The organism is Peribacillus sp. NPDC096447 (assembly GCF_044762725.1).
Classification (GTDB): domain Bacteria; phylum Bacillota; class Bacilli; order Bacillales; family DSM-1321; genus Peribacillus.
Genome location: NZ_JBIWEV010000005.1, coordinates 410,736 through 437,668, shown reverse-complemented (window position 1 = coordinate 437,668; position 26,933 = coordinate 410,736). Strand labels below are relative to the sequence as shown.

Genomic DNA, 26,933 nt, shown 5'->3' with positions numbered 1-26,933 from the left:
AATAGCATTCGGTAAAACCAAATTATTGGTCAAAATAACCGATAAAATCGCCTTCGTCTTTATTTTGCAGATATAATACCGTTTCTTTGTCAGAAATAGTAGGCAGTCCGAAATTTTGTTCATACCTCTCAATTCCTTTGCCTGTAATGATAATCCAATCCCCTTCCTTTCCAGCTTGTATCGCCTCCTGTATAGCAAGTGTCCTATCTAGAATAACCTTCACATTTCCAGCAGAGTAATCACTTTGCAGTTTATTTAGTGACGATTCCATCCCCTCCATTCCCTCCGAATTCAGATCATCCATCGTCAAAATCGAAACATCACTATGTTCTGATGATACTTTAACCATTTCAGCCCTTTTGGTTGTATCTCGTCCACCCCGGAAACCAAAGATATGATAAATCTTTTTGGCCCCGCATTCTTTGGCAGTTTGAAGCATGTGATGTATGGCATCTGCAGTATGTGCATAATCGATGACGATTGTCGGTCCGTATTCTTTCTTATACATTTCAAACCTTCCAGGCACACCGGAAAATTGTTTCAATGAAGTGAGAATTTCCTCTTTTGAAATTGGAAACATCTTCGCTACGGAATAGGCAGCAGTTGCGTTATATAAATTATGAAGTCCAGGTAAAGGTAACTCAATTTTCACAAAGTCATGATTCTCATTCAATAAAATAAAGGGGTTTGTTGCAGTATTATAATTGGTGATGGTTAAATCGCAGCGATTGGATTTTCCAAATACAAAGGCACTGACATTTTTTTCTTGTAAGTATTCTTGCAGTTTTTCTCCCCAGAAATCATCCCCATTGATAATCGCAAGACCATTAGGTTTCAATTTTTCAAAAAGAAGTAATTTTGCCAGGAAATAATCCTCCATCGTACCGTGGAAGTCGAGATGGTCATGATACAAATTCGTGAAGACACAGAAATCAAATTCAATTCCTTCTAAACGGTATTGAGCTAATCCATGTGAAGACACTTCCATTATGACAACCATGTCCCTACTTGCAGCCAGTAAGGAATTCAACTCCATGCTACCTGGAGTCGTATTATGGGAATCGACTTTGTTTCCATTGATAATATGCTGTATCGTACCAATGACGGAACAGGTTACCCCATTTTCTTTCAATATTTGCTGAAGCATATAACTCGTTGTGGTTTTTCCATTTGTACCCGTAATTCCTATCATTATTTTTCGCTTGCTTGGATCTCCATAAAACCTTTTGGCGATTAGTCCTAATGCTTTACGGCTGTTTCCCACTCGTAAATAAGGAACTTCCAATCCCTTAATATCGCGATCGCCAATCACAGCCGATGCCCCTAAACGAATTGCATCTTTAATGTAATTATGGCCATCTGACTTATATCCGGTTACGGCAACAAAAAGGTATCCCTTTTTTATTTCTTTAGAGTTATCGGTTACACCTGCGATGGATATATGTTCAACGTCCTTCGGCAAATCCCAATTTATCGCTTCTTTCAATATGTCTTTAAGGATCATTAACTTTTCTCCTTTTTCATTTAAGCTATTCACCTAACTTTTTTGAAAATGAAATGCATAAGTTTCAACAAGCCATTTTTAGTATTTACCAGTACTCTAAAAATAATTGTTAATCCAGAATTTGTTAGTTGAACAGTAAAAAGAAAAGCAGCCAATAAGGCTGCTTTTCTTGGCTAGTGCTGTATAGAGGTGTGGGCACACCGCAGTATACTTACGATTGTATTTCCAGTGGTTTTGCTTCGGCCTTTTGATTGTACAATGGCAAAATGAAAAACATCCCTAGAATAAAAAAGAAAGCGGCGGTTTCAAATATGGCGACGAGTGAAAATTGTTCTTTCAGCACACCTGCCGCACTCATGGTCAAAACCATCGATCCAGTGAATAATGGGCTTAAGATTCCATTGACCCTTCCAATGAACTCGCCTTCGGTCCTCTGTAATATCAATGTATTGATCCCGATTTGGATACAAGGCAGCATTAGTCCATTAAAGAACTCGGCAGTAAGTGTAATCCAAAGATTTGTTGAAAGCCCCATTACCGCTAATCCAATGGCATTCACAAGCATTCCGAAAGCTAATAATCTCTGAGGTGCCACTTTTTTGGCAAAAATCATCACCCCAGCTCCGCCTAAAATCATACCAAACCCATTCACCATAAATAACCATTGCAGATTTTCCTTAGGAAGTTCCAGTTGTTCGGTAACAAGGAATATAGAAAGCGGCTGAATGAAGCCCAGTCCAAGCCCGGCTGCCAGAAAACATAAACCAAGCAAACTTAGTTCTTTTTTTCGCAACACATAGCTCACTCCGCTTTTCATTTCCTGCCATAACGTTGTTTTTGCTGTCTCTCCATTCAGTTTACGATCTTTTGGAAGAAAGGCGAGTGCTCCAGCTGAAAGTAAAAACGCCAGGCCAGTAATCGCAATCGAGATGTTTATCCCGAATGATTGGAAGGCAAATGTACCGAGAATCGGACCTAAAACCATAAATACTGCGAAGACGGTCTGATAAACGGACATCCCTGTCTGAATTTGACTTTCAGGCAAATGCATCTTAAATAGCTTCATGCCTGATGGCTGAGAAAATTGAGAAAGTATCGCCGAAATCAAAGTTGCGAAGAATACCATTTTCCAACTGCCAAAGATAAGCGAGATTAGCACAGCAAATACAGATATTGCACTTAATATATCACACCAAACCATCGTTTTTTTCGGACTCCAGCGGTCCGCAAACGTCCCTCCAATGAATGAAAAAATAAAGATGGGAGCGAATTCCGCTACTGATATCATGGAAATGGCAAAGGCATCCCCGTTTGTCTTTTCCATGACGAATAACAAAACTGCAAAATTCCGTACCCATATCCCTATTTGTAAAAACAGGCCTGAAAAGATAATGGCCCGGAATACACGATTTTTAAAAATGTTAGGTTCCTTATTACTTGATGTTACGGACATGTTTTTTTCCATATAAAAACCTCCTGTGAGATTTCTGGACAGGAGGCAGTACAATACAAAATTAACAAACCAAAAGATCCCTAATGGACGGAACACAATGATCTTTGTTTGTATTTTAGTACAGACTAATCCTATCCAGAAAAAAAGTTCGTATTTAGCACGCATTTTTTCTCTTAAAGAATAGGATTAAATGATCATTGTTTAAAGGTCACCCTTCCATTTTATGCTAATTTGATAATAATCTATTCAATCTGATTAATCAAGGTAAAATTTAAAAATAAAACCATTTTCCAGAAAAGTTTGTTCAATTTCCTGCATAAAAAATAGGCTTCCTTTAAAAGAAAGCCACAGACTGGAGACAAACTCAAAAAAAGCGAGTTTGCCTCCAGATTTTCAGTTCTCCAATATACGTTCTTGATTAGGATTGCCCTGTACAAGTAAATGGGAAGATGGCATTAGAATTTGATGCTCATGTAGAGCAGTCATCATTTCAAACCTCACACTCCTTGATGTTTCAAAGTAATCATCAGGTTTCACAAGTCCCACTATGCATAGTTCATATCCAACATATTTAAGATTCGGATTTAAATCCGTAATTCCGATGTATCTAAAATCCTCTTCAGGTGTACCATCCTCTAGCCTTAGAAGGGTTTCACCATACTTTTCATTACAGATAAGGCATATATCCTCCAACAGCCGTTTTACCTTTTCTGGATTTTCTTGGTAACTTACAGTGATACGCTCAATGATTCGCATTCTCCCTTTATTAAAATTTTGAATTGTCCTGATTTCACTGTGAGGGATTGTCAGCAGTTTTCCTGACCATTCCCTGATCTGCATGAACCGGATACCTATTTCTTCAATTGTCCCAGAACTTGTCCCATTGAATGTAACGAAATTCCCCACCCGGAATTCATTATCTGAAAGCCTTACAAATCCCAATAAGATATCCTTAAGCATTTGCTGAGCCGCAAATCCGATAACGACCCCTACAATTCCAGCTCCAGCCATGATTCCCTTTATGTCTATAAACTGTCCAATCAGATAAATGAGGAAAAGTCCTGCTATGCCGTATCTAAGAGCAGACCGGGTAACTCCCTGTATCGTTCTTTCAACTTCTTCCACAAAAAAATTAGATCTTTTAAAGAACCATTCAACCATTTTATTCAAAATATAATAAACCGCCAATAACAGTAACGCCAATATAAAAAGCCTCAATATTAAAAATTCCTGCAAATAATCCATAGCCCGCTCTGAAAATTTCAAGACATTCATGTTCCCAACCCCAATTTCACTTTTATTCAGAATCAATTAAAATCCAGTCATCATCCTTACCTATTATCCCTTTATCAAGGATAAGTCTTGTTTTAAGTCGGTAGGAAACCCCTCGTTTATAAGGCTCCTTCAATATAGGCAGACAAAAGTTAAAAGGAATTTCATTGCTTTCCCCTGAATTTATCTCCCTGGAAGACAAAATGGTGCTCGTTTTAAGGATCTCTTCCATTCCGGTAGAATGAGTATCCATGATCAAATCACATTCAATCCTCCTTATTCTTTGCGCAAGGGTACCACCCTTAATCAAGAAATACCCATTTATGCATTCACCAGATTTATACGTATTTTTTGGAAGGATTAAATCTATTTGTGCAGAACCTATCCCTAAACGTAACAAAGATTTTCTCAGTATCAACTAATACACTCCATTTATATTTATTTGTTTTTCTACTAAACCCTCATGTTTATACATTTCCGTAAGGCTGCATGATCTGGACTACAAAAAAACCTTTACCATTTTGGTAAAGGTTCACTAAAAGAAAATAGACCTTTACCAATAGGTAAGGTCTGGCTAACAACAATATGCTGCCAACAACACCGAGAGCAAAAAGCTCCGTAATGACGATATTGTTGTAAAAGCTACTCCCCTTTGGAGAATGTATTCAAGTATATAATTTATAATACGGTATGATTAGAAAGTTTGTCAAACCTTTATAATTTATTATTTTTAGGCGCTGCCCGGGAAATTCGAGTACTTTGCACATATCTTGATATTAATGAAAATATAATGAATTAACCTGTCCCGTTATTGAAAAAGAATGAATTGCTGGGTTTTAAATAGGCCAGTTCGTGGAATATGAAGTATGTAACAGTTGTGACCTGCTATTTACAACGCCGCTTTCAAAAAGAATAAAATGAACAAACTATGTATATGTAATGGAAAACTAAAATTATATTTAAAAATTAACAAGATTTCTCTTTTACTTACGCCAATCATGTTGTAATATAAATGTAACAATTGTAATATTTATTAAACTTTCGTTACATAATTATCCTATTAGGGATTGGGGAGATTAATTATGAAAAAATTTTTAGGTATGCTATTATCCATTATTTTATTTTTCACTCTAAGTGGTCAGGTTACCGCAAAAACGACATCACAGAATTTGTCTGATGCAAATGCATTAAAGATAGCGGATAATGCCAGCAAACATTTTTGGAATGCTTTACATGGATATAAAACCCGTTCATGTTCACAAAAAACTTTCAATTATAAAGGGACAGAGTATTCATACCTTTGCCAAGAGTTTAATACAAAAGATAAATTGACTACCTACTTAGCAGAGACATTTACTAATAATGCAGTTGAAAAAGGGCTGACCAAATATAATTACATTACTCATAAAGGGAAATTAGCCCGTCCAATCGGAGACGGCTTTAGCATGTTAGAGTGGAAAAAAGCAAAAATTAAATTGGTCTATCAAAAACAAAACGTTAGGTCATACAATTTAACTGTACCTACAGTCGACGGTGAGTCAGTAAAAAGAACGGTTACCTTTTATAAAGCCGGATCCACTTGGAAAGTCAATCAGTTCGATGCAGTTCAATAAATACTGATTTAAAATATAACGCCTCATATGTTGTATAGTTTGTTAAAAACTATATGACATATGAGGTGTTTTTCTGTTTTACCTTTTATCTTAAGAAATCTTTTCACATCACGGAACTTTAAAATAAAAAAACACAGCTAGGTTGCTGTGCCTTAACGGATTTTTGCCTTACGGAAGCCTTGATAGGAATCGTAGGCGGCAAAAAAGATGGAGATGAGTATGAGCCCCCAGTAAATCGAGGTTTTCCAATCATCGATTGAAAATAGTGTTTTTTGGTAGGCAATGAATTCGGGATTCAATAAATTAGGATTACTGATTATGATGATGAAGGTCAGAGTGGACAACAGCTGGTATATAGCATGGAATATAGCTAATTTCAGGGTCCATTGTCTTAAAAATAATTTATAAATCGCCAAGAGCACCCCGATGATAACGACGCAAGATACCAGCAACCAATAGGAATTCAATACATCTTGATTAAAAGAAGGTGTCACGAAAATGAGACTGCCATTTCTTTTTTCATAGACCCCTAGGAGGTTTGCTGCGTTGAAATACAGGGCTGTGAATACAGAAAGGCCTAACAAACTAGCAAAAACCTCGATCATAGGAACCGCTTTTATCTTTGAAATGTTCGGAATATCTTTTAGGTTTTCCGGTGTCCATGGCTTCAAGTTTTTTGTTAAAGGTGACTGGTCTTTTGAAGTATCCAATCGTTCTGCAATGGCAAATGAAAGCGTTAGCCAGAAAAACACTTGGATACTTGTACTGATGATGCCTGCAATCCCTTTCCCGATTATTTTTAAAATTGCGTCCACAATCGTATTTTCCGTATCCCGAAACGGATTATCCCCTACTAATGCGATCAGCGAAAAGACTGCAGCGATTGGTAAAATCATTTTCAACAGACTGATATAAACATCATAATAACGCGGTCCAATCAGATGCATCGGCCGATCGCGATAACCACTTGCCAGTGTAACCGGATCACCTAATTTTAAAAGAACCGCTTTCACGTCTTGCTCCGTATGATCCTCCGGAAGCATATCTGCGATTGTAGATTGAAGCTCAAGCCCAATGTCCTCACGGTTTTTTTCAGGAAGCCTGCGGGTCACTTCCTGAATATAAAGTTCAATCAGCTCCATCTTCTCCCTCTCCTTTTAATAATATATAAAGCTCTTGAGAAGTTTTTTCCCATTCTTCCTTTAACTGAGTGAAGATCTCTCCCCCATAATCACTTAAAGAATAGTACTTGCGCGGTCTACTTTCAGAAGTATCCCAGCTGCTGGTCACCAATTCTTGTTTTTCCAGGCGGCGAAGTAAAGGATATAAAGTACTTTGCTCAATGGTAATTCCCGACTTCTCTAAACGCTGGACAAGCGAGTACCCATACTGAGGGGTTTTGAGCTGACTCAGAACAGCTAACGTCAAAGTGCCTCTGCGCAGCTCAGTGGTTAATGAATTCAGTAAAGTGCTCATCCAATCACCTCTTCCCTATACTATGTGACGTACACCATACCTTATACTATGCATCATACACTATTTTAGTTCTTACAACACCATAAAAATGAAAATATATTATATTTTGAACATAAAAAAGAGAAGCGTTACACGCCTCTCCGTTTTTTTTTCATTATTAATATCATACAAGAATGACCCATAAAATCATCGTCGTGATAATCGTGACTACCCCTTGTATTAAAGTTGCCATCGTTTGAGCTTTATAGGCATCCGTCACTTTCATCCCGCTAAATTGGGTGACAACCCAGAAGAAGCTATCATTTACATGGCTTACAGTCATCGCACCTGCACCAACAGCCATGACTACCAATGCAAGTGGAACGGCTCCTTCAATACCCAATGTCGGAAGCATGGGGGCAATCAAAGATGAAGTGATGACCAGGGATGCTGTGGAAGAACCCTGGGCTGTTTTTAACCCAGCAGCAATTAGGAACGGGACCAACAGGAACAAGGAACCGCTAAAGATGCTGCCCATATCCCAACTTTGGATGATATCTGCAATCCCCGTATTTTTAATGACTGTACCAAATGCTCCGCCCGCCCCGGTGATCAATAAAATTGGCGCGGCATCCAATAGGGCTGCTCCTATCCAGTTTGTCAATGTTTCTTCATCGTACTTAGGGAGCAATGTCAGAGCTGAAATTACTCCGACGAGCAATGCGATGACCGGCTGGCCCAAGAATACGAAAAATGCGGCGATACTGCCCTCTGTACCAAAGAGAGTTAATACAGAACTGGCTCCAATCAGGACAATCGGTAAAACGATCGGTAAAAATGATTGAAAGGCAGAAGGCATCTTGCCGAATGAACGGACAATTTCATCATAATCGTAATCCAGGTCACTTCGGTCATCTTCAACCTCTATCTTGGCAGCTACTTTCATTGACCATATATAGCCAGCAAGTGCAGCTGGAATGGCCGTAATAAGACCAATCAAAATGACCGTCCCTAAGTATCCATCCGCTCCGATATTCCCGGCTGCTGCTATTGGCCCTGGAGTTGGAGGCACAAGTGTATGTGTCGCATACAAACCAGTTGCAAGCGCAACTGACATGGAAGCAACCGCTACTTTTGCGCGTCTTGCCAATGCTTTTCTTAAGCTTGATAAAATAACGAAACCTGAATCGCAAAAAACGGGTATGGATACGATAAAGCCAATCATGCTCATGGCAAGCTGCGGCCTTTTAGGACCGACAATCCTCAATACGACTTCGGCCATTCGCAATGCGGCCCCGGCCTTTTCCAAAATGGTTCCGATTATTGTACCGAAAACGATTACAAGTCCAATGCTCGTCATCAGTCCGCCAAAACCGCCGTTAATATTCTCAACGATCTGATCCAGAGGCATTCCAGAAGCAAAACCCACAAATAAAGTGCCTAATAGAAGCGATAAGAACGGATGCAGCTTGAATTTAGTTGTCGCGAAAACAATTAAGAACACACCAATGGCCAAAACAAGAAATAACATATGATTACCCCCTCTTTTTAAACGCTGTCAAAAAAGTCCGCATTACTTGTTCGGCTGAAGCTTCCAACAATTCAGCTCCTCTTTCCATAGCTTCCTTTAAAGGCATAGGAGCGTTCACCAAACTATGAACACTAGTTATTCCATGATCATATAAAACTTCAATACCTGTTCCGATCGACCCAGCCAAAACAAATACGGGAATACCATGCTTTTTAGCTTCTTGTGCAACTCCCATTGGTGTTTTGCCTGAAGCAGTCTGGAAATCGATTTGGCCCTCACCGGTAAAGACACAATCGGCATCGGACAATTTTTCACCCAGTTTCGTATACTCCATAACAATATCGATGCCCCTTTTTGATTCTGCACGGAAAAAGGCTTGAAATGCACCTCCAATTCCACCTGCAGCACCGGCACCTGCTTTATCATGCAAGTGTATGCCTGTTTTGATTTCCACCAAATCAGCCCATGATGATAAAGCTTTATCAAGCATTTCAATCATGGCAGGAGTCGCCCCTTTTTGAGGTCCAAATACACTTGATGCCCCATCGGTACCGACTAACGGATTTTGGACATCCGAGGCAATCAAAAACTCGGAATCTGCTATTCTGGGATCAAAATCATCCGTATTAATTTCTGATATCCGCATTAATTCGGCACCTCCGAATCCCAGCGGTTTACCCTCTTCATCAAACACCCTCATTCCCAAAGCCTGGAGCATTCCAACACCGCCATCATTGGTAGCGCTTCCACCAATCGCTAAAATGAACTTTCGACAGCCCTCATTCAATGCTTTTTGAATAAGCTCCCCTGTCCCGTATGTAGTAGTGATCAATGGGTTCAACTCAGCTGGATCGACTAGGCATAGACCGGATGCACTGGCCATTTCAATCACACATGTTTCCTGATCGCCCAGGATTGCATATGCTGCCTGAACGTCTTGAAGTAAAGGCCCTTTAACAGTCACTTCAACTTTTCGCCCATTTGTAGCTGCAACTAGGCTATCCATCGTACCTTCCCCGCCATCCGCTGCAGGAACCAATACTGTCTTCGCATCCGGCAGCGCCTTCCTGACTCCTCGCTCGATTGCTTTGGAAGCTTCTGATGCTGACAAACTTCCTTTATAGGAATCTGGTGCAATAACGATTTTCATGCCCAGGGCCCCCCCTTGAATATATTTTTATATTAATTTAATTATAATCTTCGGAAATATTTTAATCATCGTTCATTCTAAACGAAAATTAGTATGACATATTTGATTTTTTTGGCTATACTATATAGAAAAAATGATCTTCTGGAAAGTTTTCTGTTATTTTTCCATTTTCCTAAAGTATAAGATAGCTAAAGGCTTAAACTATCGACAATCCCCCTTTATATGAAAAACCATAGCTGGTTGCATGAAATATGATTACCATTCTGTTAGCAAATAAAAAACTCTAGAAGGATGACTTGAATGCTGACCCAAGAAATTGCAATGGAAATTGTAAAACAAACTACCAATAGACTTAACAGAAATATTAATATTATGGATGATAAAGGAACCATCATCGCTTCCGGAAATCATGAACGCATCGACCAATTGCATTTAGGAGCAATCGAAGTACTGAAAACGGGAAAGTCTTTAATCATTCACGAAAATGATCGTGATCAATGGGTGGGTGTCCTTCCTGGAATTAATTTGCCTATTAATTTTCAAAATGTAATTATAGGCGTCATCGGGATCACCGGAGATCCGACTGAACTTTTGGAATTCGGCGAATTGGTGAAAATGATAACGGAAATGATGCTTCATCAAGCTTTTATGGCGGAACAACTCGAATGGAAACAACACTTGAAAGAATTGGTATTTGAAGACTTATTAAAGGAAGATATCAATCAGCATTCGATTGATCAGAGACTTGAACTGATTGGAATGAAATTAGAACCTCCCTATCAAGTGGGGGTGATGGAAATGAAATTAAATCCATTAAATAAGAATGAGCTGATTCAAATGACTGAAACTATTTTTGGAACCCAAAAAGCCCTTGTTGGGTTCCTGAATGTGAATCGGGTTTTCATTCTCACTACGGCGCTTAGCGGAAATAACATTGACAAAAGACTGGATACAGCCATCAAGCGATTAAGAGCAAAAGGCTTCGTTATACGAATCGGTTTGGGCTCTATAGTGGATAAGGAATCATACATAGTCCACTCTTTCCACGAAGCTGAAACGGCACTTTTACTAGGTGAAGCAAATCAAGCTTTAACCAGATATACTGATGTGGAAACAAAAGCTCTGTTGGAAAGGATAGATGAGCGGACGAAACAACAATTTCAGGAAAGAATTCTAGGCAGCTTATCCGAAAAGTTGATTGAGACACTGCAACAATTTTTCCTTAGTAACTTAAATATCGGGGAATGTGCAAAAAGAATGTATATCCATCGTAATTCCCTTATATACCGATTAAAAAAAATCAAGGAAATTACCGGATATAATCCACAGGTGCTGCATGATGCCATAACTTTGCAGTTAGCCATTTGGGTAAGCCGATCGAAAAGGAGAAGTTGAAAGATATCGTGAGAACAATACTGCCTATTTAAATTATTTCATTCCATCCCTATTAAGTTAAGCATTGCATTGGAATTCTGTATAATTGATCGAATTACCGAGTAGATTAAAAATACATGATTTTTTTGCATATCAGGAGGGATTGAATGAGTGGCATCGCAAATCTTTTAATTATCCTTGGATTTACCGTTATTTTCATCATTATTATCGTTTTGGTTTTACTATTACTTTATATGATTTTCTTTGATCGCACGCAGAAGCATCATGCAATTTTAAGGAATTACCCCGTGCTTGGGAGAATACGATACTTTCTGGAAAAAATCGGACCTGAGATGCGGCAATATTGGTTTAACAGTGATAACGAAGGAAAACCCTTTTCCCGCGATGACTATGAACATATGGTGAAGAGTTCAAAATATTTACGGGATGTCATAGGTTTTGGTTCTAAACGGGATTTTGATGAAGAAGGCTTCTTTGTTAAAAATAGCATGTTTCCAAAGTTGGCCGAAGAAGAAAAATACGATCGAGAAACAAAAGTGACGACTAAAAGATACATTCTATTAAAAGACCCGCTTTTCTCACAGCGAGAGGAAAAATGGGGAGATGAAGTATCCTCTGCGTTCTTATTGGATGATGAGGATGCCGTGATCATCGGCCCGAACACCAAGAATCCATTTCGATTAAAAGGGCTTATCGGCATGTCAGCCATGAGTTATGGTTCTTTAGGGAAGAACGCAATCACTGCCCTTTCTGAGGGATTGGCTGCAGCAAAAGGCACATGGATGAATACTGGGGAAGGCGGACTTTCTCCTTATCATTTAATCGGCGGTGTGGATATAATCATGCAAATCGGTCCAGCCATGTTTGGGGTTCGTGATAGTACCGGCGAAATGGATTGGGATGAGTTAAAAAGAAAAAGTGAAATACCCGAAATCAAAGCATTTGAAATCAAATTGGCTCAAGGTGCGAAAACTCGCGGAGGGCATATCGATGCTGAAAAAGTGAATCCGGAAATCGCTGATATCCGCAAGGTCGTACCGTACAAAGCGATCGATAGTCCGAATCGGTTTCATCAATTCAATGACGTAGAATCCATGTGCGATTTTATTGAAAGAATCAGGGAACATACAGGCATCCCGGTTGGTATCAAAATGGTCATCGGCGGCAATGACAGTGTTGAAGAGCTTGCTAGTTATATGAAAGAAACCGGGAAAGGTCCGGATTTCATTTCATTGGATGGCGGTGAAGGCGGCACGGGTGCTTCTTATCAGGAATTGATCGATAGCGTAGGATTGCCGCTAAAATCCGCGTTGCCGATTTTAGTATCGACACTGGAAAAATACGGCGTCCGAGATCGGGTTAAAATCATCGCCTCCGGTAAATTGTTCACGCCTGATAGAATCGCCATTGCCCTATCCATGGGAGCCGACCTTGTTAACATAGCACGTGGTTTCATGATTGCGATAGGATGTATCCAGACGATGAAATGTCAATCCAATGCTTGTCCTGTCGGGGTAGCAACGACTGATCCGGAATTGCAAAAGGCACTTGTCATTGATGAAAAGAAATATCGTGTGGTCAACTTTCTTGTTACGCTTAGAAAAGGTTTATATCGAATCTCAGCCGCTGCTGGTTTGGATTCGCCGATCCATTTTCAACCTAAGCACATTAGCTATAAGGACGATAAAGGAATTGTCACATCCCTTGAAGATATTATGAACGAAGTTAAGGGACAAATAGGAGTCAGGCAATAAAAAGACCACCGCCCAAGTTTAATGGGCGGTGGATTTTTCTTGAAAACAATTCAATGAAGCCATTATAGGATGCAAAAATGTATCAGGCATGTAATCGAATATCACCCTGCCTCCACTTTTCCCTTCCCATTAGCTCCCATAGCGATAATAAACATAAGCTGCAACAATATAAGCCGTTTTAGATGACATGAGCTAAATTCAGTTACGATACGTTATCATTCAAAATATCAAATGGATTGATAATACCATTTGCCATCACGTTTAAACTTTCTGCATTGGTCATTTAAAAAAAGGTATTCTAAGTGTGCCAATGTTTCACCAACAGCAAACCTGGTCTCGTGAATGGACAGATTTCTAAATAAGATCTGGCAAGCACTATTTACTGAAATCGGCTCTTTCATGTTTTCATGAATAACATGCAACCGGTCCTGATGGTGTTCCAACAATTCAAAAATTCTTTTATTGGCATTTTGAAACGGTTTCCCATGTGAAGGGATGACATATTCAACGTCCAGCTTTTGTATTTTTTTCAAAGAATTAAAAAACTCTTCCAATGGGTTGCTGAAACCTTTAAACCAATAAGAAATATTTGGAGATATCCTGGGCAATATATGATCTGTCGAAAAAAGGACACTTTTATCCTTATTGTATAAGGAAATCAGGCCATCAGAATGTCCCGGCGTGAAAATCACTTCATACTCATATTTGCCAAATTGCAGTTTCATTCCTTCTTCAAGATGATGATTTACGGTAGGATAGGGTTTTACTTGTGGCATGAATCCGCTTTCGTCACTGGATAAGGCCACGGATAAATCTTCTTCCATACCACATGCATTATAATTTTCTTTAAGTAGATTCAGCGAATCCGCTTCCCAATACGTAGTTCCTGCATGTTCATCCACTTCTGTCATCCAAACATCCGCACCGGTCAATTGTTGTAATGTCCCTGCATACCCGAAATGATCTGGGTGATAATGTGTGATGATAATATCGGTAATATCGTGTTTTTCAATAATCGGGTTCCATAAATCCCTTGTCGTTTTGTTATTTAATCCCGCATCAATGATTGTCCACCCTTTTTCACCTTCCGCCAGGAAACAATGGACATGGTCCAACCTAAAAGGCAATGGAACGGTAACTTGAGTAACTTTCAGTTCATTCAGCAAGTATAACTTCCCCTTCCGATGTAACTTCATTTACATAAAACAAAAAATCGAAATTGCTAAAAACAAATCATTTAAGTTTATTAAATAAATGTATATCATTTATCAATTCGACGAATTCTTTCAAGTTCCTGTTATCAATATCCAGAGCCAGCGATTAAAATCCAGAAGCAAAGCCTAGGGGAATTGGTTAAATCAAGAAATAAAAAAGACCGCCATTAAAATTTATGGCGGCACCTCGTTTTACATATCTTCCTCGATTGTTTGAACAAGGATAAAAAGAAAATGATAGATTAAATTAAAAGCTTCCTCTAATGTCATGTCTTCTCGGAATCCTTTTACGTAATCCAAGGCTAAATTCACATCCCATAGCCCGTCGCCCTGGTTAAACATTAAACTGAACGAACCAATTTCTGCTTGAAGTTCCTTAGTTAAATACGTTTTTAAAACTTCTCCCATTTTTTTCTGGAATTTCAATCCGAACATCGCGTTATACGTACCAAAAACATCATCGACTTCTAAGGAAAGTGCCTCAACACCGATTAATTCGAACCATTGTGATTCAAAGTAAAGGAACTCATCTTTGTTATTTTTCAAATACTCGATCGGTTGTGATAAAAATGCAGAGTTCTCTTCAGAGATTAACTCTTCGCTCTCTTTATTACTGCGCTCCATATAAGCATCTGTAAAACGGAATGCATTTTCTTTTTCCACTAAAATGATATCATCGGCGATTAATTTATGCTTTTCGACATAATCCTTTTCTTCTTTAAATAACTCAACCTTGTTTTCGATTACGGATTTTGATATGTATGATTCCATTTGTTTTTTTAGCATGATATGTCCTCCTAGTATCTTTTCAAGCTTTCGCAATATCAATCATAGCATATTCACTATAGATAAAATAACTTTGTGAAACAAATTACAATATCAGTTGTGGCAATCATTATGTGTCTTCGATATAGTAGTGGTAAGCGTTTATACATATGAGAGAAATGAGATGTTGAATCATGCAAAAAATCATTGTAGTTGGTGCAGGGATTTTGGGAGCTTCCACTGCCTATCAGTTAGCTAAAAATGGGGTTGAAGTGATCATTATTGACCGACAAGATATCGGTCAGGCAACATCTGCAGCTGCAGGAATCGTTTGCCCTTGGATATCGCAAAGACGCAACCAAGCTTGGTATCTCCTTGCCAAAAATGGTGCGGCTTTTTATCCGGGTTTAATTGAAGAACTTGAACGGGACGGGGAAACCGAGACCGGGTATGCACAGGTCGGGGCTATAAGTATACATACCGATGAAGATAAACTGAATGCCATGAAGAACCGGGCTGCAAAACGGAAAGAAGATGCACCGGAGATCGGGACGATCACAATACTTTCCGCAGAGGAAACATGTACCTTATTCCCGCCTCTTTCCTGTGAATATGCAGCCGTTCACGTGAGTGGTGCCGCCCGGGTGGATGGACGCGCACTACGTGATTCCTTATTGCGGGCATCACAAAAAAACGGTGCAAAACTTATGTATGGTGAGGCTATACTTACATATAACGGTACTCAAGTAACGGGTGTAACACTTAGAGATGAATTCATTCCTGCTGATAAAGTGATTGTTTGTGCTGGCGCTTGGGCACCGGAATTACTGAAACCACTCGGCGTGAATTTTCAAGTCTCCTTCCAAAAGGCTCAAATCATTCATCTGGAAACGCCAAATGAAAATACGAATGACTGGCCTGTAGTCATGCCTCCGAGTGATCAATATCTTTTGGCTTTCGATAATAATAAAATCGTTGCGGGGGCGACTCACGAAAATACGGAAGTTTTCGATAACCGAATGACCGCAGGAGGGCTGCAGGAAGTTTTCAACAAAGCCTTGCAAACCGCTCCCGGTTTGACAGATAGTACATTTGTTGAAGCAAGGGTCGGATTTCGTCCATTCACGCCGGGATTCCTTCCGGTCATGGGTCCTTTGCCTGACTGGGAAGGAATAATCGTAGCCAATGGTCTTGGAGCATCCGGTTTAACAATGGGCCCCTATATAGGCTCACTATTGGCAAATCTCGCACTTGATAGAAAAATCGAAATCGATATAGAAAATTATGATGTCAGAGGTGCACTTTTCACATAACTTCCTCGTCTGATCTGAAAATCGCCACCAGTTTTTTTCAAATACTCCTTTTCATAAAAAATCAAGGACCTTTAATGGGTCCTTGATTTTTTAATTCTTTAATTTTTCGAACAGGACATTTTTGTTGAAATATGACAAATTTAAATCTATGTATAATTGAACAATATTTACATACGCATCAGTTTTTTTCAAAAGGAAATTGTTGAATCCACAAATAACCATCATCAACAATACTTACCTTTTATGACCCACTAATCTGTTCTTGAAATGAAAACCATAAGATTCTTCTATTTCAAATTATTTTCATTTATTTTATTAATATCTGATTCACTTACTTCTTCATAAATAACTTTTAACTCTTCAATAGTAAGTGATTTTAAAAATTCCTCTAGTTCATCCATGTTAATGCCTCCTATAATAAAGAACATTTGTTCTTATTATAATCTCCAAAATATCACTAGTAAATAGTTAATTTTACTATTGAGCATACAGCCCCCTATTTAACCAACGGTCATTTCCTTTGAAAAATAGTGCTGTAACATCATTTTCATTTGCTCTTTATTTGCTGCAAATTGCTTATGACGATGACCATTTCCTCCAGATGGATGAGGAAATCCTAGAAGCATGTTGTTAGCATCCAAATAATTCTGACCTGCTAAATAATTTAAGACCTTGGAAACATTAACTCCTAAAGGAATAATAAGCGGGCTTTCAATCGTACCTATTTCGGCAGCAAAGCCTTCCATTATATTTTTTTTAAGCAACTCGGTCTTTAATATGTTCGGAGTTGATCCACTGTAGTTTTTCCCGTTATAAAAAACTGGATAGGTTAAAACAGAGGCAGTATGAACGAGGTGACTTGCTTCGTTAAAAAGATCCCGTGCGGATGATATGTTTAAGTATGTGTGTAATCCAAGCTCATCTAACATTTGAATCAAATTTTTTCTCATCGTTCCTTCAAAACTGGAATTCTTTTTTACTTCGTTCAGGATCTCTTCATCACTATGTATGTGCCCTTTTGCATTAATTACTGTAGTATAAGATTTTTTCATTTGATGTAATCCAGGAGTGATTCCGACAATCACCACTTTGGCCCGTTCATTTACATATTCAAAAGGTGCGTAATAGATTTCGAGCTTCTTCTTTTCATCTCTTTCAAGCAAAAATTGCTCGCTCAGTATCATTTCATCTGTATAGGCAGCAGGTAAAGCATTAATTAAGTTCTTAAATTGCGTAAAATTAGAAAAATTAGCGATCCCCATAAAATACTATCCCCACTTTCTATTCATTTTGGCCATATCAGTATATCAGAAATTCAGATTCGCCACCGAACTTTGGGGCATTATGAATCTTTTGAATCCGTATATTCCTTAACGGAAATTGAAAATATTAGTTGTTTATAAAGTGTTGTATGATCTCTCCATCATGATAAAAACGTAATGAAGTATGTCTAATGGTACCCGTCTTAAATAGTTTACTCAGACGAGATAAAGTTAAAAGAATGAACCCTTTCAAAAAAAAAGATAAATTGCTTTCCAACCCTTGGGTTGAAAAGAATTTATCTTAAAAATGGTATTTGGGGATGAAAAAAATATTCGGGTTTACAAAATGAAACTATTGATTGAACCTTCCGCGCTGGCGAAGTAATTCACGGTTCAGATTCGGATCTTTTTCAAATGCAGCGCGGCCGTGAAGCCAGAATATGTTGTTGACGACAACTAAATCTCCAACAGGCAGTTCCAGTTCTAGTACACTTTCATCGCTTTCTAATGAATTGGATAAATCGCGTAAGTATTGGGCTTGTTCGATTGATTCAGGGTATACAAATTGATCGATAAAACATATACCAGGTTGGTTATTATGATTGAAGAAAGTCAATCTTTCAATTTCCTGTTCAATGTTCTTGCTTTTTGGAGCCTTATACGTGAATTTGTGGCTGGATAATGGATGATTTACATACATATCAAGCTCTTTCCAATCGTCTAAGTGCAATAAACGTGATTCGCCACCGCGTGCATTTTGTTCGATCATCTTCATCATCAGTAACCAGTCCGTTGGTTCATCAACAAAGGTGCCGTCCGTATGAAGTGTAAATAAACGATAAGCCTGACGTAAATATGAATCACTGCTATCCGTGTCTTGAACACTAAATCGGGCATAATATTTTCCTGACATGGCATCATGGTTTGGAGTTCCGAGCAAGTATGAAATAGCCGTTGCAAAAATGACATATTCATCTGTATTCTCCGTGACACCCTCCAAGCCAAGGGTGAAGCCTCCGGATTCCCGATCATGAACAATGTTCCGAAGCACTTCACCAAAGTCTTCCCCCACTTGATCCAATAAATATGAAGCAATGATGAGTCGGGCATATGGTGTATATTCCAGATGTTGAACAGACTGATTATCCTTCGATACCGTTTCTAAAAAAGCGGCAATTGCCTCTTTTGAAATTTCAATATGATATAAACGGCTGGATTGAGGGTGAACCTTCACCTCGTATTTTTCTGTTTTCCTTTCAAACTTCGCTCTCTTTTTTTCTGCAATGCTCATGAATAATTCCTCCTGTTATTTGTAATATAGGTGACAAAGTTAACGGGAAATATAAAAAGCCAGTCGCACATGATCCCTAAATAAAATAGGAATCCAACTGTACAACTGGCTTATATTCACTTCACTGCTCTATGCAAATAGAGTCACAGCGAATATGCAGTTTATGTATGATTTATTTTTCCTGTTTCCAATCATTAAGATCTTTACACGATTCTGAAAAGGTATTTTCCAAAAGGTGTTAATGTCATAATATTGGCTTAATTCCATTAAAACGTTTTTTCGTAAAATTGTCAACCCTTTTAACATATTATTCTGATAAATCACATTGCTAACTTGGTAGTTTCGTTTTTTCTCCTGCTTTAATTTGCTGAAAATGGAGATCCAGGTCCTTCAAGGCAGCAATCAATGCATTAGCAGCTTTCCCCCGATAATAAGATTGAATAGATTCTATCGCGTCATCAACACTATCATTTAAACTGATTCCTTTTAATAAACGCCCAATGAATTCCCGTCCATGCTCTGTTGCCAGTGTACAAGAAGCCTCCAGGACAACCCCATATTTAACATCGACTTCTGCAGTGATGGTCAATGTTTCAAAGACACTTTTCGCTGCCATCCCTTGAGGTAAACGTGCATGACCTGCAATGAAAATTGTTTTACCATTGAACATTAGGCTTCTTCCTCTCTCTTTAACGAATATTATTTTGTCAATACAGCTTCCAATAAGTGCGATTGTTCCGGTATGCGGTTAACAACCTCTTTTCCAATTTCAATGGAGGCTGTTGCTGCAGGTGACGGTGCATTACAAACATGAATGGTCCGTTTCCCCATTATAATATGAAAATCATCCACCATATTACCATCATCCTGTAAGGCCTGAGCCCGAACTCCGGCAGGTGCAGGGATTAAATCATCTTCTTGAATTTCCGGAATCAATTCCTGCAGGCTTTTCGTAAATTGCTTTTTACTAAAAGAACGGACATATTCATCCATCCCTTCCTTCATGAATTTACTGGCCAGTTTCCAAAAACCTTTATAGCTTAAAACTTCAGTTAAATCCTTCGCATTGAAGTCAGTTTTTTTATAACCTTCCCGTTTGAAACTTAGTACAGCATTTGGACCGGCATCTACTTCCCCGCTAATCATCCGCGTAAAATGAACCCCTAGAAATGGAAATTTCGGGTTAGGTACCGGATAAATCAAATGATTGACAAGAAAGCGCTTTTCGGGCTTCAATTTAAAATACTCACCGCGAAACGGGACAATTTTCATATCAGTTTTATACCCCGCAGCTGCTGCGATACGGTCACTGTGCAATCCAGCGCAATTAATGACCACCCTTGCCTTTATTGTACCGTTGTTCGTGTCGATGATGACTTCATCTAAATCCTCGTCAATCTTCTCCACCTTTGTATTCAGCTTGATTTCACCGCCGTTGCCTCGGATGATATCCGCCATCTTTTCACTTACCTGACGATAATTGACGATGCCGGCTTGCGGGACACGAATCGCACCAAGTCCATTAACATGTGGTTCAATTTCCTTTAATTCATCCACACCAATTCTTTGTATAGCTAGTTCATTTTGCAAACCGCGGGAATATAAATCATCTAGAAGGGGCAACTCTTCAGGTTTTGTTGCAACAATGACCTTTCCGCAAATATCATGTTCAATTCCATGCATCTGGCAGAATTCCGTCATTGATTTGCTTCCTTGACGGGCAAACCGCGCTTTGAAGCTGCCTGGTTTATAATAAATTCCTGAATGGATGACGCCGCTGTTATGCCCCGTTTGATGATCTGCAACAACAGCCTCTTTTTCAATGACTACCACTTTAGCATTAGGAAAACGCTGATAAAGTGCCATTCCCGTCGATAAACCTACAATTCCCCCGCCAACAATTGCGAAATCATACACAATTAACACTCCTTTTATTGATGATTTTTAGTATTCAGCAACTCCATATACGTAATTAAATTGTTCTTTGTCCGTAAGATGTGAAATTCTACTGCTGCCCTTAGTTCTGCAGGATCTCCTCTTAGTGCCGCTTCATATATCATCCGGTGTTCCCGTTGCGTTTCTGGGTAATAATCAATCAGCAAATTCGGCGCAATGGGTGAGATACCCAACGTTTCTACCATTTTTTGAACCCTTGGCCATGGGCACCCTTTTCGGAGGGTTTCATGAAAAGCCGCATTTAAAAGGATATAATGCTCGTTGGTTTCATCAGATAACTGAATCCCTTCCATTTCAATCAAAATTCCCTTTAATTTTTCTTTATCCTCCTTTGTTAAATAAGGAAGCGACTTTTCTACTGCAAGGCCTTCAAGCAAAGACCTGGTATGATAAATTTCTTCAATATCATCCCGGGTAATCGGTGTGACGATTGCTCCTTTATGAGGAACCATCTCCACCAACCCTTCCATTTGAAGCTGTGTAAGGGCTTCACGAATCGGCATCCTGCTTACTTCCAGGCGATCGGCCCACTCCTCTTGGATGAGTCGCTCCCCCTTTTTCAACGTCCCATTCAAAATCGCCTTCCTAAGACTTTTCGTTACATTCTTAACGATAGTTGATTTATCTCTTTTAGAATTAGCATTATCCAATTCAGCGTCCACCTTTCGATATTGGATACAATTTAAACTATATCAACTATATAAAGCGATTACAATACTGAAAATTAAATATACTGTATCCAATTTAAAAAACACTGGATACAATACATAGGATAAACAACTAATTCACATCTGAAGATAAATTGGCCCCCATATATATTTAACTGTTTAAACACCTTTGTATTGTTCAATTCACAAATTCCAAACCAGGAACTAACGCCAAAAATTCCCCAAAAATTTCATCATTATTGTGGTATCGAAATTTATTTAAATAAGGGGTTGCTAGTTAATGAGTAAAGAAGTCTACTTGATTGGCGAAATAAGGACTAATAATTTCACCGATAAAAATCTTTTCGAGAAAATCGGATCTCTTTGGAGCAAAACAAATGATCATGAACATAATATTGAAAATGATATGAAATATGGGATATACCATCAGTACGAAAGTAACTATCGTGGAGATTATACATTAGCTATAGCCACCGAAACTCCCGTATCGAATGAGAAGTTTGTCATTCCAGATCAAGAATACGCGGTGTTTGAATGTTTACAAGATGAACATTCCATAGGTGAAACCTGGAAAAAGATATGGCAACTGGAGGAAGAGAAAAAATTGAACAGGAAATATAGTCTGGATTTTGAAAAGTATTATCCTGATGGAAAAGTGGAAATACATATTGCGATTTTATAAAAAGAATCTACTATGTGAAAGAACCCTATAAAGGTAGAAACTTTATTTAACTAGCCTTAAGGGCATGAACTGGTCCCCCACAGTGACTCATGCCTTATTATTTCACCTTTGTACACTAGGGATTTAAAATAATCATCTTATATTGTTCATTTCATTATAGAGTAGTTTTTTGGGAAGAACTTCTCTTTAAATACAAGTTTTTTTGTATAGGAATGAATTAATATCTTATCTGAAAGCTTCAACCGTGATAAAATCAAACAAATATAGTTAAGAAGATTCATCTATAAAATAGGAAATTGGCAAAAAGTCATTAGAATAAAGGGGAAAATATGAAAGGCAGAATTAATCGATTGGAAAAATAGTGCTCGCGGTCATAAATTCATAGCTTCTTTTAGCGGAGGAAAGGATAGTGTCTTAGCTCTATATAAAGCAATGAAGATTGGAGAAGCTGTAGGACTGATCGTCATGCTGGAGGAAGAAGGAAAACGTTCCAGATCCCATGGAATGCCTCCGGAACTCATACATGCCCAAGCTGAATCAATAGGATTGCCTGTATATACTGCAGCTGCCAGTTGGACTGATTATGAAAGAGTATTCATGCGACTTTTAGAAGATGCTAAACATCAAGGAGCAGAAGTTTTAGTAACAGGAGACTTGGATATCCCTGCGCATGGCTGTTGGCATGATAAGGTTACGAAGAACGCTGGATTGAAGCTTGGAATGCCTTTATGGGAAATGAACCATCGTGAAGCTGTCGAAGAGTTCTTGAATCTAGGATTTGTAACGATCATTGTAACCGTTAATTTATCATTGGGAATGCGAGAGGATGATTTAGGGCGAACGTTAACCCATGAATACGTGAAGGAACTTGAAGCTCGAGGCATTGACCCCTGCGGAGAAGGCGGAGAGTTTCATACGACAGTAATAGATGGGCCCATTTTTAAACAGCCAATTCACGTTCGTAAATGCGAGATCATTAAGGACGGAGAATATGCTTTTTTGCCTTTGGAGCTAGATAAGATGACGAATATGAGTACCTTATAACCGAACTAATTACCAATATTCCTGGCAACCACTCTATACTGCACCCCAATTATGAGATTTTCTCTAACGATTGAGGTGCAGTTCGAGTCCTATGACAGTAGGATAATATCGAATTATAGTTAACATAACATTATTATAGTAACTGTATTTTGCAGCAACAATTCATGACTGATAACTTTCTGTTTCATTATTTGTTAAACAGGAAAACAACAGAATATCAGAAAAATAAATGTTTCTAATATACTAAATCCAATGATTCTTTATAAAAATCAGTACGGTGATATCAAGAAAAAAAGACTATATATTTTAGTCTTTTTTGAGAATTCATTCGGTTGATTTAAAACTCTATCCATTACCCGGCCAAAACTCTTATAATTTTCAAAATCCTCAATGAAGTTAATATTCCTATCAAAAGGCGCGTATCCCATTCCACCTCTCACACCAATGATACAAGTTTTATCTACCCATTCAGATATATTAAAATAATGTTTACTCTGAAATAACTCCCAATTGAAGGATTATGATATCCATATAAAAATACTGAGTAATACAGGAGTTGTACTTCGTCCTTTTCAGTTAATAATAGAAATCCATTAATGTTTCGTCCATTAAATCCTGTGTAAGTCCTATGTAAATCATCGTATCTTTTGGATTGGAATGATTAAGGATTTGCTGCAGTAAAGCGATATCCTTGAATTTTTGATAATGTAAATAGCCGAAAGTTTTTCGAAGGGTATGTGTACCGACATCCGGAATGTCTGCCATTTCAGCCGCTTTGTTCAGAACCCGATAGGCCTGTACCCTAGTGATTGGACCATTACCTTTTCGACTTGGAAATAAATACTGTTCATTTTTTAGGTTCGATTTCCGGACATACTTCCTAACTTCCTTACGAAGTTGTGGATTGACAAGGAACCGTTTAATTTTATCTGTTTTTTGCTCCACAATGACAATATGCGTACCCTCAAGAATGTCTTTCACTCGCAATTGTAAAAGATCCCCTATACGTAACCCGATGTTTATCCCGATTGAAAACATCATATAATCCCTATAGCTGCAATATTTTAATAGTGACTTTTTCATCTTTTCTATGTGATCCAACCGGCGTATCGGCTGGACATTTTTAATTCTTTGAGAGGCTGCTTGCATGAATGGCTCATTCCCCTTTCCCCTTCTTTCATTGTACGTGAACAGGTGAAAAAAAGGCAAGTTTTATAAATTTTGATCTCCTTATAAACCTTGATTTAATGCGTTTTCGAATGTATCAATAGAGGTCCTTTGTTACATTCAGAATATTCTTATAAAAATAAACCGTAAAGCCCCCAAAATCTACCAACCGCCATTAACCGGCTATATAGATTCATAGAGCCTTTTTAACTCATTCTTGATTTATGACTCCAATAAAATAAAACAACAGCTTTAAAAGCTAAATATGGAGCTCGTTTTTTTGTCTTACTTCATAGTTTTGCAAAATAATGTAAACTACAAAATCTATCATCCATTCAATATTAATAATGAATCCTTTTCCATTTATTTGGTTTTCAAATTTATTTTACAATAATATCATTATGTAAACCTATATTCCAATTCTATTTCATATTACATTTGATAAAGAGAATCTTCTGCATATCCTCTTTATCAAATCATCCTAGTCGATTAATGAATATAAAAACTGGCATCATCAATGATCTCTATGTCTTTATGACTTTTCAGCTCATCCATCAACTGGAAAAGTGCTCCATCCTTTTGTTTTGCTTCAATCATGCAATCGAGATGTGGTAAGCTTCCCTTTATTTGTTGCAAAAATTCCATGAACATTCCAGTATCCACAAAGTCAGCATGTGCCCGAAATTCTTTATCGGACCTTGGACTTGAAATATGCATTTTAGGAGGTAGTTTGGAATTACTCCAGGTATTCAATATTCGGTCCCAATGATCTTTCCAATTTTCACTTGGTAACTGGTGTGCAAGGTAATGGTGATAATCAAAAACCATTGGAATTCCCAATTTCTCACATAAATATAGGGTTTCCGACAAAGTATAGGTAGTATCATCATTTTCAAGAATGACCATTCTTTGAATCGATTCCGGAATCAAACCCCAATTATGGATAAACTGCTCTAATGCCTGTACATGCTCGCCATAACCGCCGCCAACATGCAAAACACAGCGGTGCTCGGGATCCACTCCCATTTTTTTCAATAAAGTAAAGTGCATCCTTAATGTTTTTAAGGATGTCTTCAGTATGTCGATATTTGAGCTATTCAAGATGACAAAATGATCTGGGTGAAAATCTATCCTTATTTTTGGGTGATTCTTTATGAATGTTTTTAATTTAGCCAGTTCTTCTGAAATAGGATCTATGTAATCCCATTCTGGAATTTCTGGATGGTTGGCTAAAGGGATAAGTTTTGAAGAAAGCCTGAAGAACTGAATATTATTAGCTTCGTTATGAATCAGTAAACGCCAGCAATTGTGAAGATTGGATATTGAAATGCGTTCAAGCTTCCTTATCGCTGCATCTCTGTCCTTAATTTTAGAAAACTGAGCAAAAGTCATCGTTTGGGATGGTGAACAGTTTGGTACATGATTACTCATGGCTACATAACCAAGGCGGATTAATGTCAAAGTGATAGCTCCTTTCACGTTGAATGTTTAAAGGAAGTATTCCCCTATGAGACCAATATTATATATGTGAAAGAATCCATGACTCCGAGAAATAAAAAAACGGCCTTTTCCGAATGAATATCGGGCAAAAGCCGTATTTTCCAAACTATCATTTTCACTTGAATTTTTCATACTTTTTTTGTACTTACACTTCAGGAGTAGGAGTTGGTTTAGCATATCCGCTTTTATATTTTTCATCGACTTTGTCCCGGATCTCTTTGACGCTCATACCGTCATTCAAGTCCAATATGGATTGCGCAGCAATTTCCAAGCAAACTCCGCATCTTGTCCCGTGATCATCCCAAACCACTTCACCATTTTTTTTATTCTCATGGATAAAACAATCATAATTATTTTTATGGTTAGCTGATTCCCCGCAACCGCAGTAACAAGGTATTTTTTCCAGTAAATCTTTATTTTGTGCAACAGCTAAATAGATTGTCTTCATATCCTCAGGTTTATCAGCTAAGAAATCCGGTGCTATTTCCTTACTGCTGGTCTCCTCCTGAAGGTCTCCGGATACCGTATGCTCTGTATGTCCTTCATGACTGCTTTCTTTTTCTACAACACTTTCCTCCTCGCCTGAACAACCTGAAAGTATTAAAGAAATACAGATTCCCAAAGTGATGGTCATTAATTTTAGCTTCATTTATACACTCCTTGATCTTTTTTATACTCCCATTTTATGGCACGCAAGGTATTTCTACAAGCATAAGCTCTCCTTAAGAGGTGATATATTCGTGAGGATGCTACCATCATTGTTAATTTTGTTAGGTACATTTTTACTAATTATACTGCTTGATTACCTGCAGGGCTTGAATATATTGCAATCTTTCTGATATCACTTTCCATCGAAAATAGCCGATGTTTCCTTATAAGGGAATCATCGGCTTTAATTTTTAGGTTGATATCGTCACCATTATTCCAAGACAAATTTCCGAATA

24 protein-coding genes are annotated in these 26,933 nt (G+C 38.2%); 6 read left to right on the top strand and 18 right to left on the bottom strand.

Annotation, left to right across the window (positions count from 1 at the left end):
- Positions 1-22: 22 nt before the first annotated feature.
- The 4 genes from ACIQZD_RS19400 to ACIQZD_RS19385 form a co-directional block, all read right to left on the bottom strand.
- On the bottom strand, positions 23-1,504 hold the full coding sequence (locus ACIQZD_RS19400; RefSeq protein ID WP_402905524.1) for a UDP-N-acetylmuramoyl-L-alanyl-D-glutamate--2,6-diaminopimelate ligase: 1,482 nt from the start codon (positions 1,502-1,504) through the stop codon (positions 23-25).
- A gap of 211 nt (positions 1,505-1,715) precedes the next feature.
- Positions 1,716-2,969: an MFS transporter gene (locus tag ACIQZD_RS19395; RefSeq protein WP_402905523.1), complete on the bottom strand. Its 1,254-nt coding sequence runs from the start codon at positions 2,967-2,969 to the stop codon at positions 1,716-1,718.
- Positions 2,970-3,350: 381 nt separating this feature from the next.
- Positions 3,351-4,232 carry a mechanosensitive ion channel family protein gene (locus ACIQZD_RS19390; protein WP_402905521.1) on the bottom strand — a complete coding sequence of 294 codons (882 nt, stop codon included), beginning with the start codon at positions 4,230-4,232 and terminating at the stop codon, positions 3,351-3,353.
- A 22-nt stretch (positions 4,233-4,254) separates the two neighbouring features.
- Positions 4,255-4,647, bottom strand: a complete 393-nt coding sequence (locus tag ACIQZD_RS19385) for a sporulation protein (protein WP_402905519.1) — start codon at positions 4,645-4,647, stop codon at positions 4,255-4,257.
- Between the two features lie 664 nt (positions 4,648-5,311).
- Here ACIQZD_RS19385 and ACIQZD_RS19380 point away from each other — a divergent pair.
- Positions 5,312-5,842, top strand: a complete 531-nt coding sequence (locus ACIQZD_RS19380; RefSeq protein WP_402905517.1) for an IseA DL-endopeptidase inhibitor family protein — start codon at positions 5,312-5,314, stop codon at positions 5,840-5,842.
- 152 nt (positions 5,843-5,994) lie between these two features.
- On the opposite strand, the gene ACIQZD_RS19375 is transcribed toward ACIQZD_RS19380, so the two are convergent.
- From ACIQZD_RS19375 to ACIQZD_RS19360, 4 genes are all read right to left on the bottom strand, one after another.
- Complete coding sequence (locus ACIQZD_RS19375) at positions 5,995-6,984, bottom strand: HAAS signaling domain-containing protein (RefSeq protein WP_402905515.1); 990 nt, start codon at positions 6,982-6,984, stop codon at positions 5,995-5,997.
- Positions 6,971-7,318: a PadR family transcriptional regulator gene (locus tag ACIQZD_RS19370; RefSeq protein WP_402905513.1), complete on the bottom strand. Its 348-nt coding sequence runs from the start codon at positions 7,316-7,318 to the stop codon at positions 6,971-6,973. Before ACIQZD_RS19370 ends, ACIQZD_RS19375 begins: the two co-directional genes overlap by 14 nt.
- A 163-nt stretch (positions 7,319-7,481) precedes the next feature.
- Positions 7,482-8,828, bottom strand: coding sequence for a GntP family permease (locus ACIQZD_RS19365; protein WP_402905511.1), 1,347 nt, complete (start codon positions 8,826-8,828; stop codon positions 7,482-7,484).
- Positions 8,829-8,832: 4 nt separating this feature from the next.
- A complete protein-coding gene (locus ACIQZD_RS19360) occupies positions 8,833-9,978 on the bottom strand; it encodes a glycerate kinase (protein WP_402905509.1) in 1,146 nt (381 codons plus the stop codon).
- Positions 9,979-10,278: 300 nt separating this feature from the next.
- Between ACIQZD_RS19360 and ACIQZD_RS19355 the strand changes: the two genes are divergently transcribed.
- Both ACIQZD_RS19355 and ACIQZD_RS19350 read left to right on the top strand, forming a co-directional pair.
- The gene (locus ACIQZD_RS19355) at positions 10,279-11,373 is read left to right on the top strand and encodes a CdaR family transcriptional regulator (protein ID WP_402905507.1); all 1,095 of its coding nucleotides are present in this window, start codon (positions 10,279-10,281) and stop codon (positions 11,371-11,373) included.
- 146 nt (positions 11,374-11,519) lie between these two features.
- Positions 11,520-13,127, top strand: coding sequence for an FMN-binding glutamate synthase family protein (locus tag ACIQZD_RS19350; protein ID WP_402905505.1), 1,608 nt, complete (start codon positions 11,520-11,522; stop codon positions 13,125-13,127).
- A gap of 227 nt (positions 13,128-13,354) precedes the next feature.
- On the opposite strand, the gene ACIQZD_RS19345 is transcribed toward ACIQZD_RS19350, so the two are convergent.
- On the bottom strand, positions 13,355-14,293 hold the full coding sequence (locus ACIQZD_RS19345) for an MBL fold metallo-hydrolase (RefSeq protein WP_402905503.1): 939 nt from the start codon (positions 14,291-14,293) through the stop codon (positions 13,355-13,357).
- A 240-nt stretch (positions 14,294-14,533) separates the two neighbouring features.
- Positions 14,534-15,127, bottom strand: coding sequence for a branched-chain amino acid aminotransferase (locus ACIQZD_RS19340; RefSeq protein WP_402905501.1), 594 nt, complete (start codon positions 15,125-15,127; stop codon positions 14,534-14,536).
- 173 nt (positions 15,128-15,300) lie between these two features.
- On the opposite strand from ACIQZD_RS19340, the gene ACIQZD_RS19335 reads away from it, so the two are divergent.
- A complete protein-coding gene (locus ACIQZD_RS19335; RefSeq protein ID WP_402905499.1) occupies positions 15,301-16,419 on the top strand; it encodes an NAD(P)/FAD-dependent oxidoreductase in 1,119 nt (372 codons plus the stop codon).
- A 500-nt stretch (positions 16,420-16,919) separates the two neighbouring features.
- Here the strand turns inward: ACIQZD_RS19335 and ACIQZD_RS19330 are convergent, their stop codons facing one another.
- The 5 genes from ACIQZD_RS19330 to ACIQZD_RS19310 all read right to left on the bottom strand — a co-directional run bounded on the left by ACIQZD_RS19330 (position 16,920) and on the right by ACIQZD_RS19310 (position 21,578).
- The gene (locus ACIQZD_RS19330; protein ID WP_402905497.1) at positions 16,920-17,681 is read right to left on the bottom strand and encodes a uracil-DNA glycosylase family protein; all 762 of its coding nucleotides are present in this window, start codon (positions 17,679-17,681) and stop codon (positions 16,920-16,922) included.
- 352 nt (positions 17,682-18,033) lie between these two features.
- Entirely contained in the window at positions 18,034-18,972 is a 939-nt protein-coding gene (gene glaH, locus ACIQZD_RS19325) for a glutarate dioxygenase GlaH (RefSeq protein ID WP_402905495.1), read from the bottom strand.
- Between the two features lie 328 nt (positions 18,973-19,300).
- Entirely contained in the window at positions 19,301-19,642 is a 342-nt protein-coding gene (locus ACIQZD_RS19320) for a DUF3870 domain-containing protein (protein WP_402905493.1), read from the bottom strand.
- Positions 19,643-19,671: 29 nt separating this feature from the next.
- Positions 19,672-20,889 (bottom strand): L-2-hydroxyglutarate oxidase, encoded by a 1,218-nt coding sequence (gene lhgO / locus ACIQZD_RS19315; protein ID WP_402905491.1) that lies wholly within the window; start codon positions 20,887-20,889, stop codon positions 19,672-19,674.
- Positions 20,890-20,903: 14 nt separating this feature from the next.
- A complete protein-coding gene (locus tag ACIQZD_RS19310) occupies positions 20,904-21,578 on the bottom strand; it encodes a GntR family transcriptional regulator (RefSeq protein ID WP_063233736.1) in 675 nt (224 codons plus the stop codon).
- 298 nt (positions 21,579-21,876) lie between these two features.
- Here ACIQZD_RS19310 and ACIQZD_RS19305 point away from each other — a divergent pair, with 298 nt between their 5' ends.
- Together ACIQZD_RS19305 and ACIQZD_RS19300 are read left to right on the top strand one after the other, a co-directional pair.
- Positions 21,877-22,278: a GyrI-like domain-containing protein gene (locus ACIQZD_RS19305; RefSeq protein ID WP_402905488.1), complete on the top strand. Its 402-nt coding sequence runs from the start codon at positions 21,877-21,879 to the stop codon at positions 22,276-22,278.
- Between the two features lie 345 nt (positions 22,279-22,623).
- Positions 22,624-23,322, top strand: coding sequence for a Dph6-related ATP pyrophosphatase (locus ACIQZD_RS19300; protein WP_402905642.1), 699 nt, complete (start codon positions 22,624-22,626; stop codon positions 23,320-23,322).
- Between the two features lie 576 nt (positions 23,323-23,898).
- On the opposite strand, the gene ACIQZD_RS19295 is transcribed toward ACIQZD_RS19300, so the two are convergent.
- The 3 genes from ACIQZD_RS19295 to ACIQZD_RS19285 form a co-directional block, all read right to left on the bottom strand.
- Positions 23,899-24,471, bottom strand: coding sequence for a site-specific integrase (locus ACIQZD_RS19295; RefSeq protein ID WP_286198103.1), 573 nt, complete (start codon positions 24,469-24,471; stop codon positions 23,899-23,901).
- 507 nt (positions 24,472-24,978) lie between these two features.
- Positions 24,979-25,950 carry a UV DNA damage repair endonuclease UvsE gene (uvsE, locus tag ACIQZD_RS19290; RefSeq protein ID WP_402905485.1) on the bottom strand — a complete coding sequence of 324 codons (972 nt, stop codon included), beginning with the start codon at positions 25,948-25,950 and terminating at the stop codon, positions 24,979-24,981.
- Positions 25,951-26,134: 184 nt separating this feature from the next.
- Positions 26,135-26,638: a PCYCGC motif-containing (lipo)protein gene (locus ACIQZD_RS19285; RefSeq protein WP_402905483.1), complete on the bottom strand. Its 504-nt coding sequence runs from the start codon at positions 26,636-26,638 to the stop codon at positions 26,135-26,137.
- Between the last annotated feature and the right edge of the window lie 295 nt (positions 26,639-26,933).